The organism is Streptomyces sp. NPDC058691 (assembly GCF_042714775.1).
Lineage (GTDB): Bacteria > Actinomycetota > Actinomycetes > Streptomycetales > Streptomycetaceae > Actinacidiphila.
This window is the reverse complement of record NZ_JBHXSO010000001.1, coordinates 76,415-88,944: the sequence shown is the minus strand read 5'-3', so window position 1 is coordinate 88,944 and position 12,530 is coordinate 76,415. Positions and strand designations below refer to the sequence as shown.

Annotated in this window: 13 protein-coding genes and 4 pseudogenes; 10 read left to right on the top strand and 7 right to left on the bottom strand. The window is 70.1% G+C overall.

The annotated features are described in order from the left end of the window. Positions 1-627 precede the first annotated feature (627 nt). Both ACFWVC_RS00405 and ACFWVC_RS00400 read left to right on the top strand, forming a co-directional pair. Positions 628-1,251: a phosphatase PAP2 family protein gene (locus ACFWVC_RS00405; RefSeq protein ID WP_384273048.1), complete on the top strand. Its 624-nt coding sequence runs from the start codon at positions 628-630 to the stop codon at positions 1,249-1,251. After that, positions 1,248-1,631: pseudogene (locus tag ACFWVC_RS00400) on the top strand (response regulator transcription factor); the annotation flags it as partial. The gene ACFWVC_RS00405 and the pseudogene ACFWVC_RS00400, both read left to right, overlap by 4 nt. Positions 1,632-2,455: 824 nt before the next feature. Here the strand turns inward: ACFWVC_RS00400 and rpsR are convergent. The 4 genes from rpsR to rpmG are packed head-to-tail and all read right to left on the bottom strand — an operon-like array spanning position 2,456 to position 4,305. After that, positions 2,456-2,692 carry a 30S ribosomal protein S18 gene (rpsR, locus tag ACFWVC_RS00395; protein WP_384273044.1) on the bottom strand — a complete coding sequence of 79 codons (237 nt, stop codon included), beginning with the start codon at positions 2,690-2,692 and terminating at the stop codon, positions 2,456-2,458. Positions 2,693-2,712: 20 nt separating this feature from the next. Beyond that, positions 2,713-3,888 (bottom strand): GTP-binding protein, encoded by a 1,176-nt coding sequence (locus ACFWVC_RS00390; RefSeq protein WP_384273041.1) that lies wholly within the window; start codon positions 3,886-3,888, stop codon positions 2,713-2,715. Continuing rightward, the gene (locus ACFWVC_RS00385; protein ID WP_384273038.1) at positions 3,885-4,136 is read right to left on the bottom strand and encodes a type B 50S ribosomal protein L31; all 252 of its coding nucleotides are present in this window, start codon (positions 4,134-4,136) and stop codon (positions 3,885-3,887) included. The genes ACFWVC_RS00390 and ACFWVC_RS00385 overlap by 4 nt, the downstream gene beginning before the upstream one ends. A 4-nt stretch (positions 4,137-4,140) precedes the next feature. Beyond that, complete coding sequence (rpmG, locus tag ACFWVC_RS00380) at positions 4,141-4,305, bottom strand: 50S ribosomal protein L33 (RefSeq protein WP_319664035.1); 165 nt, start codon at positions 4,303-4,305, stop codon at positions 4,141-4,143. 75 nt (positions 4,306-4,380) lie between these two features. Between rpmG and rpmB the strand changes: the two genes are divergently transcribed. The 4 genes and pseudogenes from rpmB to ACFWVC_RS00360 all read left to right on the top strand — a co-directional run. Continuing rightward, positions 4,381-4,617 carry a 50S ribosomal protein L28 gene (rpmB, locus tag ACFWVC_RS00375; protein WP_384273033.1) on the top strand — a complete coding sequence of 79 codons (237 nt, stop codon included), beginning with the start codon at positions 4,381-4,383 and terminating at the stop codon, positions 4,615-4,617. Beyond that, complete coding sequence (gene rpsN, locus ACFWVC_RS00370; protein WP_384273030.1) at positions 4,617-4,922, top strand: 30S ribosomal protein S14; 306 nt, start codon at positions 4,617-4,619, stop codon at positions 4,920-4,922. Before rpmB ends, rpsN begins: the two co-directional genes overlap by 1 nt. A 387-nt stretch (positions 4,923-5,309) precedes the next feature. After that, positions 5,310-6,329, top strand: coding sequence for a DUF4331 family protein (locus tag ACFWVC_RS00365; protein ID WP_384273027.1), 1,020 nt, complete (start codon positions 5,310-5,312; stop codon positions 6,327-6,329). A 79-nt stretch (positions 6,330-6,408) separates the two neighbouring features. Beyond that, positions 6,409-6,723, top strand: a pseudogene (locus ACFWVC_RS00360) (sigma factor-like helix-turn-helix DNA-binding protein); the annotation flags it as partial. 74 nt (positions 6,724-6,797) lie between these two features. Here the strand turns inward: ACFWVC_RS00360 and ACFWVC_RS00355 are convergent. The 3 genes and pseudogenes from ACFWVC_RS00355 to ACFWVC_RS00345 all read right to left on the bottom strand — a co-directional run bounded on the left by ACFWVC_RS00355 (position 6,798) and on the right by ACFWVC_RS00345 (position 8,572). After that, entirely contained in the window at positions 6,798-7,241 is a 444-nt protein-coding gene (locus ACFWVC_RS00355; protein ID WP_384273025.1) for an SRPBCC family protein, read from the bottom strand. A gap of 514 nt (positions 7,242-7,755) precedes the next feature. After that, positions 7,756-8,052, bottom strand: a pseudogene (locus ACFWVC_RS00350) (SDR family NAD(P)-dependent oxidoreductase); the annotation flags it as partial. A gap of 109 nt (positions 8,053-8,161) precedes the next feature. Continuing rightward, positions 8,162-8,572 (bottom strand): winged helix-turn-helix transcriptional regulator, encoded by a 411-nt coding sequence (locus ACFWVC_RS00345; RefSeq protein WP_384273022.1) that lies wholly within the window; start codon positions 8,570-8,572, stop codon positions 8,162-8,164. Between the two features lie 268 nt (positions 8,573-8,840). Between ACFWVC_RS00345 and ACFWVC_RS00340 the strand changes: the two genes are divergently transcribed. From ACFWVC_RS00340 to ACFWVC_RS00325, 4 genes and pseudogenes are all read left to right on the top strand, one after another. Further along, positions 8,841-9,734 (top strand): NADP-dependent oxidoreductase, encoded by an 894-nt coding sequence (locus tag ACFWVC_RS00340; RefSeq protein ID WP_384273019.1) that lies wholly within the window; start codon positions 8,841-8,843, stop codon positions 9,732-9,734. Positions 9,735-10,017: 283 nt separating this feature from the next. Further along, positions 10,018-10,743, top strand: a complete 726-nt coding sequence (locus tag ACFWVC_RS00335; protein WP_384273016.1) for a class I SAM-dependent methyltransferase — start codon at positions 10,018-10,020, stop codon at positions 10,741-10,743. Positions 10,744-10,871: 128 nt separating this feature from the next. Continuing rightward, positions 10,872-11,348 (top strand): annotated as a pseudogene (locus ACFWVC_RS00330) (transposase); the annotation flags it as partial. 104 nt (positions 11,349-11,452) lie between these two features. After that, positions 11,453-12,295 carry a phosphotransferase family protein gene (locus tag ACFWVC_RS00325; RefSeq protein ID WP_384273013.1) on the top strand — a complete coding sequence of 281 codons (843 nt, stop codon included), beginning with the start codon at positions 11,453-11,455 and terminating at the stop codon, positions 12,293-12,295. The last annotated feature ends 235 nt before the right edge of the window (positions 12,296-12,530 follow it).

The window sequence follows — 12,530 nt, the reverse complement described above, 5'->3', positions numbered from 1 at the left end:
CGGCCTTCTGCAGCAGACCGTAGGCGAGGACCGGTGGCAGCAGACGCGGCCGGTCGGGCAGCGCGGTAGAGATCGGGACGGCGCTGGCGCTGCTGTCGCTCACGCCGCAGGCCGGCGTGAAGGAGGACCGGGCGTGCCGGTCGAGGCGGAGCAGGCGCCCGCCGATCCGGCCGAGAGTGAAGGAGAGACCGCAGACGGCCGTCGGGTGAGCGGTGCAGAACGAACGCCACTACGGGGATCACCATCAGTGGGGCGGCCAGATGCAGCGCGGTACCGGTGAGCAGGGCGATGGGCCGGCGCAGCCGGCTGACAGGGCGCTGACACCGAGCCCAGGACCGCCGTTCGAACCGCCACCCTGACACGCCTGCGGATCCGCGGGCGGCGCGTTCGGCCGAACCATCGTCTACAGTGCAGTAGACATTCAGTGGATCTCCAGATGCCCGGCGTCGCGGGCAAAGGAAGGGGCGGCCTGGTGACTCGATTCCGGCTGCACGTTCGCCAGCGGTGGACCGGCGCCTCATGAGCGGCATGACCGCCTTCACGGCAACGCCTGCGTGGCTCCGGGTCCGGGGCTCGGCGGGCACTGTGGGACTGGTGGCTTTCGCCGGTTTTGCGATGCTCATCGCCGTGGTCGTAAGCCGCGACGGAGACCCCTTCGCCCTCGACGGCACGCTGCTCACCTGGTCGACCGGGCACCGCCCGGCTGTCGCTGTGTCAATGGCCGGCCTGGTGACGGCCACGGGCACTGGTCCGATCGCCTACGCCCTGGCCGCGCTGGCCGGCGTCATCGCCGGACGTACTGCACGGCAGCGTGCGCTGGCCGCCGCTGCCGCGCTGCTGTGCCTGGCCGCAGGACAAGCGGCGCGCTACGCGGTGCGGGACCTGGTGGCACGGCCGCGACCGGCCGTCCAGGACTGGGCCACACACGCCTCCGGCTACGCCTTCCCCTCCGGGCACACCGCCACCTCAGCCGTGATCGCCGGGCTTCTGATCACCGCTGTGCTGACGCGGCGTTCACGCGGCCGCGCGTGCTTCGCCGCAGCGGCCGCGTGCTGGGCAACGGCAGTCGGCCTGAGCCGCGTCTACCTCGGAGTCCACTGGTTCAGTGATGTCATCGGAGGCTGGCTCTTCGCGGCGTCCTGGCTCGCGCTGTGCCTGTGCGTCGCTGCCCGGTGGCTCTCCCGCCCGGCAGCGGCCGGCCCTGCAGCACCGCGTGCCGGGGAACAGAGTCCAACGGAAGAGGGCCGGTGAGGCGTACGGGCCGGCAAAGGATCCTGGTCGTCGAGGACGACGCGGCACTGCGCGACGGATTGCTGCGCTCGCTGCGCGACGAGGACTTCGATCCGCTGCCCGCGCAGGACGGCGCCACCGCACTGCGACTGGTCACCCACACCGTCGACGCGGTGATCCTGGACGTCGGCCTGCCCGACGCGGACGGACGGGACGTGTGCCAGGCCATGCGCGCCGGCGGATACCTCGTGCCAGTCCTCTTCCTGACGGCCCGGCACCATCTCACCGATCACCTCAGCGGATTCTCCGCCGGGGCCGACGACTACCTGGCCAAGCCCTTCCACCCGGCAGAACTCACCGCCCGGCTCCGCGCCGCGCTGCGCATGACCCCTCGACCAGTACCTGACCCGACTCGCGCGCCAAGCGGCACCCGATGAACGCGGCGAGGCCGCCCCCGTGCAGTTGTTGGCGGTCGCCTCGCTGAGCTTTACCGTCGTACCGACCTTCGCCGTCGCCGCCTTGGGCGCCGCGACGTCGTCACCGTCGAACGAGGCGGTGAAGGTGGTGTTCCGCTTCAGCGGGTAGGTGACCGTCGGCGTGCCCGTGGTCGCGGACGCCGAGGCGCTGTCGGTGGCGGTGGCGGTGGCGGCCAGGGCAGTGACGGTGGAGCGACGCACGGTATCCACCTGTCGGCGACTTGTGTCATGAGCAATCCTCCGTCGCGGTAGGGGAATTGGGCAGGTTCCCGACCGAAACGACTCGGACGCGGGAGCCCGCTCGCATCCCGGGACGGAGCGTCAGTACATCCGAGACGCGAAGAATGCCGGAGAGGGAGATCGCGACTTCTCGAGGACCGCACAACAACCGCCCAAGGCACCGGGCTCCGCCGACCTGAGCGGACAGGCGCCCACCGGGTTCACCCCGGCTCGTCGTGCGACGCCGAAGTGAAGACGCCCGCGCCGCCGACGTCGTCGAACGACGGGTGACCCGTCCGGCCCCGGACTGTCACAACCGCTCCGGGGCCAGGTCGGTGCCGCCGCCGCAGGGCCCCAACGAGGTCGGCCGGCGCTCCCCCGCGGGCGTCGCGCCGAGCCGGACGCCGCCGGCGTCTCATGCCCTGACAGTGCAGGGCCGGGGGCGTCGACCCGAAGGCGTTGTCGTCCCGTGCTGGCATTTCGCTCGGGTCGAACGCCCGGTACCGCGGTTCCGCTTCCCGGCCCGGGCGTCAGCGTCTCCCGTAAGGCAGCAGTGCCATCTCCCGGGCGTTCTTGATGGCGCGGGCCAGGGCACGCTGCTGCTGAGCCGTGACACGGGTGACGCGGCGGCTGCGGATCTTGCCACGGTCGGAGATGAACTTCCGGAGCAGATCGGTGTCCTTGTAGTCGATGTAGGTGATTCCCGCGGTGTCCAGCGGGTTGGGGCGGTTCGCGGGCTTCTTGTGCGGGTCGCGGCGGGACGGCATCGGCAGGGCTCCTGTGCGGTTCAGGCGGTGGGGGCGAAGAGATCGTCGAAGGCGTGCGGGAAGCATCGCCAGGCGTCGGGACCGGCCGCGTACTCGGCGTCGGTGAGCAGGCAGGACTCCAGGAGTTCCAGCAGGCCGTCCCGGTCCAGGCCGGGGGCGGTGAAGGTGAGGTGCTGGGCCCGGTCGCCGTGTTCGGGGTGCCAGTCCAGGGCGGCGGCCACCCGGCGGGTGGCCGGCACCAAGTCCCAGGCGGCGTCCGGCAGGGCGGCGAGCCAGGGCCCGGCCTCCTCCACGCACAGCGCGCCGCCCGCCGCCTCCCACCACAGCAGGGTGTCGGGGCGGTCTGCCAGCCAGAAGCGCCCCCGGCTGCGGGCGGCCGCGCAGGTCAGGTCCTCCAGCGCGGCGTACAGCCGAGCCGGGTGGAAGGGCCGGGTGCGATGCCAGACCAGTGTGGCCACGCCGTGTTCATCGGCTTCCTGGGGCAACAGCGCGCACGCCGGGTGCTGCCGCTCTGCGGCCGCCCGTACGTCGAATCCGGCAGTGGCGGTGGGCAGCAGCAGACCGGAGCCGTACGCCACCTTTCGGGCGGTGGGATGAAGTTGTGCGAGCAGCGCCAGGTCCACAGGGCCGGGCTCTTCGTCGCCAGGGGCAAGGGCGAGCACGGGAGCGTATTCCAGCTGGCGGGCGAAGGTGTCCGCGACCGTCCGCCGGTCGGTCCGTGCCGCGGCCAGTTGCTGCTCGGCCAGATCGTCCCCGCAACTGAGGTAGGGCAGCACCAGCTGAGGGTCGATCGCGGTGACGACTCCGCGCAGGTCGAGAACCTCCGCCGAGTGCCGTTCCTCCAGCTGCGTTCCCGCGATGACCTCGGCCATCGTCTGCGGTTCGACGGAATCCCAGAGTTCGACGACCGCCAGCCGGTACTCACCACCGTCGGCGAGGCGGAGCAGTTGCGGGACGAGATCCTCGCGCAGGGCACAGCACGCGCAGTCGTTGACCAGCGGTGTCTCGTGGGTCTCCACCGTGCCGGTCCGGTCGCGGGTACTCGCCAGGACCGTGCCGCCCCATGCGGAACTCAGGTCGTGGTGCAGTGCCACCACGCCCGGGGCGTCCAGCAGTTCGTCCACCACCGCCTTGCGGGCCTGCTCGTGCAGCCCGGCGACCAGCACGACGGGCAGCCGAGGGCGATCGGTGTTCACGGTGATCCCTTTCCGTAGCGTCGTTCGAACCGCTGGACGCGGCCCGCGGTGTCCAGGACGCGAGCGGTTCCGGTGTAGAAGGGGTGACTCGCGGAGGAGACCTCCACATCGATCACCGGGTAGGTGCGGCCGTCCTCCCATTCGACGGTCCGGTCACTGGTGGCTGTCGACCGGGTCAGGAAGGCGAATCCGGCGGCGCGGTCACGGAAGACGACGTGCCGGTATGCGGGGTGGATGCCGGGCTTCACGGGGTCAGCGCTCCTCTCGGAACTCGACATGGCGACCGGCGACGGGGTCGTACTTGCGCAGGACGAGCCGGTCGGGGTCGTTCCTGCGGTTCTTGCGGGTGACGTAGGTGTAGCCGGTGCCGGCAGTGGAGCGGAGCTTGACCACCGGCCGCAGTTCGTTGCGTGCCATGCCGCAGACTATACAGAAATGGTTTTCGTTTTCGATAAGGTGGTTCGCGTCCCACCCCCTCGACCCTGGAGAGTCATGTCCGCCCACTGCCAACTCACCGGCCGCGAACCCGGCTTCGGCAACGCCATCTCCCACTCCCACCGCCGCACCCGCCGCCGCTTCGATCCGAACGTCCAGCGCAAGCGGTACTGGCTGCCCAGCGAGGGCCGCCACGTCCGTCTCACCCTCAGCGCGAAGGGCATCAAGACCGTCGACGTCATCGGTATCGAAGCCGCCATCGCCCGCATCCGTGCGCGCGGCGAGACGGTCTGATGGCCAAGAAGAGCAAGATCGCCAAAAATGAGCAGCGGCGTGCCGCCGTCGCCCGCTACGCCGCCCGCCGCGCCGAACTGAAGGAGATCATCCGCAGCCCCCGCACCTCACCCGACGATCTGGCCGCGGCCCAGCACGAGCTTCGCCGCCAACCCCGCGACGCCAGCCCCACGCGCCTCCGCAACCGCGACTCCACCGACGGCCGCCCCCGTGGCTACCTGCGCGCCTTCGGTCTCTCCCGCGTCAGCGTCCGGGCCCAGGCCCACGCCGGTTTCCTGCCCGGCGTACGCAAATCCAGCTGGTAACCCCTCACCTCCTCTTCGTCCCGTCCCGTACGGGACGGGACGAAGAGGAGGCCCGAGCCGACCGAACGCCCCACGCAACCGGGCACGCTGCGGCAGAACCTGATCTCCAACGCCGTCGGGCTCGGCGCCACCCCGACCGCACCCCCGCAATCCACCTCGCAGCGGTATCCGAGCACTACCAGTGGCGCTTCACCGTCACCGATGGCATCGAACCGAAGTTCGCCGACCAAGTCTTCGCGATCTTCACTCCCGCCGGTCGGTGACCCATTCGAGCGTTGTTTGACGGTGGTGCCTTCGCCCTCGCCGGCCGGGCCGCGGTGGCGGGCTAGCGTGGATGAACCGCCCAGGTGTGCGGTCCCTCAGCGAGCGAGCATGGAAGGGCCTGACATGTCCAACCACTTCACCGGCCTCAGCCTTGGGCCACCGCTCGGCGACCAGCGCCTCGACCTGTGCGACCTGTACGCCTTCACGGCCCCCGGCGATCCCAGCAGGACCGTACTCATCCTCAACGCCAACCCCAACGCGGACGCCCTCCATCCCGACGCCGTATACCGACTGAACATCGACAACGACGGCGACTACGTGACCGACATCGCCTTCAGCTGGGTCTTCAGTCCGCCGGACGCCGACGGCTCGCAGACCTACAGCGTCTTCAAGGCAACCGGCACCGAGTCCCGCACGCCCGAGGCAGTCGGCACCAAGATCGTGTCGGACGCCGCCGTCTCCTTCCACCAGCAGGCCAACGTGGTCGGCAGCGGTGACTACAAGGTGGCCGCCGGCAGCCGCAGTGACGCGTTCTTCTTCGACTTCGACGGCATCAAGAATCTCTTCGACACCAGCGGCAAACGGAATTTCACCGCACCTCATCTGGGCGGAAAGTCCCCATGGACCGGCGTCGACTCCAACACCACGGCCAACGTCTTCTCCATGGCCATCGAACTCCCCACCGCGGAGCTGGCCCCCAAGCCCGAGCTGCACATCTGGGGCCGGTGCAGCGTCCTGCGCGACGGCGAACTCATCCACGCGGACCGGGCCGGACACCCGTCAATGAGCAGCTTCTTCAACACCGACGACACAAAGGAGGAGTACAACGCCAGCGAGCCGGTCAACGACCGGGCCAGGTGGACCGACCAGTTCGTCCACCTGCTGGGCCACACCGGCGGCTACACCCGCGAAGAGGCGATCACCGCGCTCGACGAACACGGCCTCCTGCCGGACGTCCTGCACTTCGACCCCTCGAAACCCGCCGCATACCCCAACGGCCGGACCTTCACCGAGGACGTCATCGACATCCGCGTCGCCTTCCTCACCAAGAACGAGGCACCCCCCACCGGCCTGACCCCGCACACCGACACCCTGAACCGGTTCCCCTACCTCGGCGACCCGCACCCGGCAACCACCTCCTGACGAATCCCGGCAGGACACACCCGGCACCCCGCACCCGGCAGCCGAACCGTCGCGGACGTCCGAGCCGCTCGCCGATCCGGTGCGACGAGATCCCGGCGATCGTCGCCAGCGGCGGCGGCTCCATCGTCAACGACGCCTCCGTGGTCGGTGTGGTCGGCGACGCGCCGGCCACCGACGCGAGCGACGGGGGAAGTGGCTGCGCGGCCGGCTGGGCTACGACGACGGTGCCTTCGGCAAGGTGGAGCAGATCGAGGCGGTCAAGCCGCTGATCCGGCAGCTGCCCAAACGGGAGCGGCTGATCCTCTCGCTCCGCTTCGGGCAGGACATGACCCAGGCGCGGATCGGCGCAGAGCTGGGCGTGTCCCAGATGCAGATGCAGGTTTCCCATCTCCTGACCAGGATCCTGGCCCGTCAAGGCGCACCCAGGCGCTGCGTAGCCGACGTCTTCCTCACGTCGGGGCAGCGCCGTCACCGCGGCAGGGCCGCATGGACGGCGTTCGGCATGGTGTGGGTGATCTCGTCGCCGAGCCGCTCGAATTCCTTGCGGAGGAAGGGGTCGGCGAGGCGTGCCGCGCCGTGGAAGCGGATGGTGGCGTCATAGGTGATCCGGGTGCCGGTGTCCGTGGGCTCGAAGGTGAGGTCGTCGGTGGAGGTGGCGGTCTTGTTGGTGCCGACGAACGTGAGACGGCCGGTCTCGCGGCGTTCGAGCCGGTAGTCCAGCTGGGTGCGGCGACCGCGGAACAGTGAGACGTTGTGCCAGGTGGTGCCCTCGGCCGGGTCGCCCCGGCCGTGTGTACGGGTGCATTCCTGGGTGCCGGGGTCCCAGTCGACGACGTGCGCGAAGTCCGCGAGATAGTCGACCACGTCGGTCAGTTGCCGGGACACGGTGAAGGAGCGGTGGATCTGGACCATGGCGCTCTCCTGAGCTCGAGAAGGCCTTGTTGCCCTCGTGCCCGCACGTCCGGGGTGGCATGCCGTCCGCCCGGCCTCCACGTCACAAGGCTCGCCGCGTGATGTGGGGCGCCACCTCTCCCGCGTCCGCGTGGACGGCACGATCATTGGCGCGACCCACAGCCTTGCGCACGCTGGACTTCTTGTGGCGCGTCGGCCTCGCCTGAGGGATGCAGCATCACCGCAGGCCGAGCCCGCCTTGAAACGGCCGTCAGCCCCGAAGCGTTAATCGTCGACGCTGTGCGTCACCACCGACCAGTCTTCGAGGTCCTTGATCCGGGCGGTGAGCGCGGCGCGCATCCCGCTCTCGGCCTGCTTGCCGATGGCGAGCTTCAATGGCGGGCGGTCGGAGTCGACGGCGGCCAGGATCGCCTGCGCGGTACGGGCCGGAGAGACGTACGCCTCGGGCCCCGCCTCGCCCAGGGCCTTCTGGCGAGGAGCCCTGCAGGATGTGCCCGGAGCGCTGGGCCCGCAGGGTCGGCAGGACCGCCCGCAGGACGTTGAGCACGCCGAAAACGTTGGTGTCGAAGACGGCCCGCGCCTCGGCGTCCGAGGCCTCCTCCACCGCGCCGAACAGCCCGTAGCCGGCGTTGTTCGCGACGACGTCGATGGCGCCGAACGCTGTGACCGTCCGGCCGACCGCGTCCCGCAGCGCCGACTCGTCCCGAACGTCGGCGGCGAAGGTCACGAAGGTTTCCGGACAGGTGCCGGCGAGGTCGGTAAGCGACGTAAGGCTACGGGCGACCGCGGCGACGGAATCCCCGCGCGCCAGCGCGGCCGCGGTGAGCTCGCGACCGATGCCCGACGAGGCCCCCGTGATGCCTGCCGGCCTTGATGCGTCGACGTGCAGCGGCGTGGCGGCCAGGTCTCCGCGTACGGCGTCAGCGCGTGGATGCCGCCTCGTCGAACGTCTCCCGGTTCACGCGGATCTCGTCGTGGTGGGTGCCTGCCCAGTCGATCAAGATCGTGACGGCGTCGAGCAGTGTGGCACCCAGATCGGTCAGTGCGTACTCCACGCGCGGGGGCACCTCGGGATAGGCAGTACGGCTGACGAGGCCATCGCGCCGCAGCTGGCGCAGGGTGTGCGTGAGCATGCGCTGGGAGATCCCCGGGACCGAACGCTGCAAGTCCGTGTAGCGCAGGGGCCCGTGCTCGAGTGCGCCGATGGTGAGCACAGTCCACTTGTCGCCGGCCCGGTCGACGATGCGGCGGATGTCCTCACCCTTCTCCACGGGCCAGCGGGCGCACGGCCCCCCGGTCACCACGGCCCGCCCGTCCGTCGCCTCCTGCATAACGCACCCGCCCTTCCTGTTGCGCACACGCCTGTGCCTTTTGTAACGCCTTCCATGCTGACTCATGATGGGGCTACGCACCAACCGTAAGAAACCACGTCACGTCCGTGCGACGGGCGTATGCCACGGCAGAGTCGTGGACCGCCCACACCACGCCCCTCGTAGGGGCCCGGGCTCGCACCAGACGTCCCTCTCCCCTCGATGGGCCCCGCCGCGTTCCAGCGGCGCACGGCCCGCCCCTGCCTTTATCAGAAGGAAGACCATGCTCATGCGCGCTGCGACCGTCACCCGCTTCGGCGGCCCAGAGGCAGTGGAGATCACAGAACACCCGATGCCCGCGCCGGGCCCGGGGCAGGTACGGATCAAGGTGGGCGCGGCCGCGTTGAATCCCGTGGACGCGGCCATGCGGTCCGGCGTCTTCGGTGGCGACGGGCCCATCGGTCTGGGCTTCGACGTGGCCGGGACCGTCGACGCCGTCGGCGCCGACACCCGCTGGTCGATCGGCGACCGGGTCATCGCCCTGGCCACCGGCCATCACAAGCCGCTCGGCACCCATGCCGACTACGTCGTCCTGGACGCCGCTGTCGTCGCACCGGCTCCCCGGACCCTCGACGACGCTCACGCGGCGACGCTCCCGCTGAACACCACGACCGCGGCCCAGGCGCTGAACCTTCTCTCCCTGGCCCCCGGGCAGAGCCTGCTGGTCACCGGAGCCGCCGGAGGCGTCGGCGCCCACACCGTGGAACTCGCCCACCGGCAGGGATTGAAGGTCACCGGGCTCGACGCGGACAACCACGAGGGATTCCTGCTCTCCCGCGGCGCCGATCACTTCCTGCCCCGCGGGCAGAGACCCCCCGCGGGTGGATTCGACGGCGTGCTCGACGCGGCACGGCTAGGGCCCGAGGCGCTCGCCGCCATCGGCGACGGCGGTGCCTACGTAGGCCTGTGGCCGGGCCAGGAGCCCCGGCCCGAGCGCGGCATCCGCGTCGACGCCCTGAGCGTACGGGCCGACGGCGCCCTGCTCACCGAACTGTCCCGGCTCGCCGACCGGGGAGTGCTGCAAGCCCGTGTCGCCCGCACGTATCCCCTCCACGCCGCAGCGGAGGCCCATACACAACTGGCGGAGGGCGGCTTGCCCGGAAGGATCGTGCTGATCCCCTGACTCCGTCTGAGACAGAGCAGGACGCGAAGCAGAACGACTGGTGACGCGCCCGCCCGGTCGTCGCGCTACCGCGACATGGCCGGGCGGGCAGTCGGCTTTGAGGAGCCTTGCCCACGCAGCAGCCAGTTGGCGACCGGGGGTCAACTCCAGCCCGGCGGCGTTTTGATCACTCCCGTCCGCAAGCTGCTCAAACGGCTCGCGGCCGGAGGGTGGCTTCGGGCCGGCACTTCTGCGCAGCGAAACTCGGTAGCTGTTCGCGCCGGCTCTGCATACGTTGGGCCGCATGGCTGACGAATGCTTCGGGCATCCACGGCTCGCCGCGATCTATGACCCGCTCGACGCCGACCGCAGCGATCTCGATGCCTACCTCCGGATGGCCGAAGAGTTCGAGGCGCACCAAGTGCTGGACATCGGCTGCGGCACAGGCGTGTTCGCACTTCTTCTGGCTGACCGCGGGATCGAGGTTGTCGGCTTCGATCCCGCCCTGGCGTCCATCGACGTCGCTCAGACCAAACCAGGCAGTGAGCGAGTGCGCTGGATCTGCGGTGATGCGACGGACCTCCCGCCACTGCAGGTTGACCTTGCGACGATGACGGCGAACGTTGCCCAGGCCATCGTTGATCCGCCGGCATGGCAGCAGACGCTACGGGGAGCCTACGAAGCACTGCGGCCCGGCGGGCATCTGGTTTTCGAGACCCGCGATCCGGCCAGACGCGCCTGGGAAGAGTGGACCCGCGAGATCTCCTACCGCGTGACGGAGATCCCGGGTGTCGGCTCCGTCGACAACTGGGTCCAGCTGATCGAGGTGAGTTGGCCTCTGGTGACATTCCGCTGGACCTACATGTTCGCTGCGGACGGACAGGTACTGACCTCGGATTCGACGTTGCGTTTCCGAGAGCGGGAAGAGGTCGAGGAGGACCTGGTCGCGCACGGCTACGTGGTCGAGGACGTTCGCGATGCGCCTGACCGACCAGGAAGGGAGTTCGTCTTCCTGGCACGACGTCCGTGATCTTCCTGCGGTGGCGTCTCCCCTGGTGCACTCCGCTATCCGGCCCAACAGTCTGTTGATGTCCGTTCCCTGCAGCCGCTGGAGGGCTGCTGAGAAGTCATCTCACATGGCTGGGCGAGCTGTTGGTCATGGCAGGGAAGGTTCAGCGGCTGGTGCCGGACGAGCTGTGGGAGCTGCTCCAGCGCGTGGTGCCGAAGGCGCCTTCGCGGCCTCAAGGGGGTGGCCGGCGTCGCCACGGTGATCGTGAGGTCCTGGCCGCGATCATGTTCGTGGCGGCCCCGGGCTGCACGTGGCAGCAGTTGCCCACGGCGTCGCTCGGGCCGTCCGGCGCGACGGCCCACCGCCGGTTCACCGAGTGGACGAAAGCCCGGGTGTGGGCCAAGCTCCACCGCCCGGTCCTCGACGAACTCGGCGCGCGCGGCGAGTTGGACTGGTCGCGATGCGCGATCGACTCGGTGAACATGCGGGCCCTGAAAACCTGACAGGTCCGAATCCTGTCGACCGGCGCAAGTACGGTTCGAAAATCCACTCAATCACCGAGCGGACCGGCCCGCCCTCCCCTCTCCGTCACAATCTCGGGGGCAATCCTGCATCACAGCCAGGCGCGACGAGCAGATCGCGCCGGTCGACGCTGGAAGCGGGCGAGCCACTAACCTTCGTGGACGCAAGACAGGGGCCGGGTCTCGGCGGCACGGGAAAGCATTGAGGCATGAGCAGCGAAGTACCCACGGACTTGCTGGAGATCGTCGACGCACTTCTGCCAGGCGTCCCTCTGGATCGGGCGCGTCTGGCCGATGACGGCAACATCCACCACGTCGTGCTGCTGCCCGGCATCGCGGCCGTGCGGATCAGTCGGCGCCCGTCGGCAGCGGCGGCGCTGCCACGCCGGACGGAACTGCTGCGGGCCATCGGGGCCGCCGGTCTGCCGTTCGCCGTGCCGGAGCCGCTCACGTCCGTCACGGCCTTCGACGGCCGTGCCGCCGTCGCCGTGTCCTGGATCGACGGCACCGGACGGCCCGAAGGTGAGGGGGATCCGGAGCAGATCGGGGAACTCCTGCGGGCGCTGCGCGAAGTCCCGCTCACTGCCGGGCTGCGCCGCGCCCTGGCCGCTGCCCAGGAACCGGCCCCGGTACGAGGCTGGGCCGCCGTCCTGGCCGAGGACGTCATCCCCCGCCTGCCCCCACGGTGGCGCGACGAAGGCCGGCGCCGCCTGGACAACGCGATGGCCCTCGACCCCGTACCCGACGCGCTCGTCCACGGCGACCTCGCCGGCTCCAACGTCCACTGGAGCCCCGACGGCAAACTCATCGGCGTCCTGGACTGGGACCTCGCCCTGCCCTTCGACCCCGCCATCGACGCCGCCTGCATGGCCTGGCACGGCTGGGACACCGTCCGCCGCGCCGTCGACGCCGAGACCTACCGGCGGGCGAAGGTCTGGGACCAGACCTTCGGCATCGGGCACCTCATCGCCGTCCTGCCCGGCAAACCCCTGTCCAACACCGACAGCTACATCGACCACATCGTGCCCTGGCTCGAACACCACACCCACTGACCTCAACCCAGACCGGAACTCCGAACAGGAAGCCCCCTGGCCCCCACCGCGGCCCGCTCACCGGGCCGCACCCCGCTTCCCGTCAGCCCAGCGCCAGCGGCCCCCGGGCCAGGTCCCGCAACGGCCCAAGACACGGGCACCCCGTGCAGGGACAACACCCTGCGCCCGCTCCACATCCGACCCAGAAAAGAAATCCGGCCGAACCCTTCAGGGCCGCCTACGGCTGCCGTGTGGC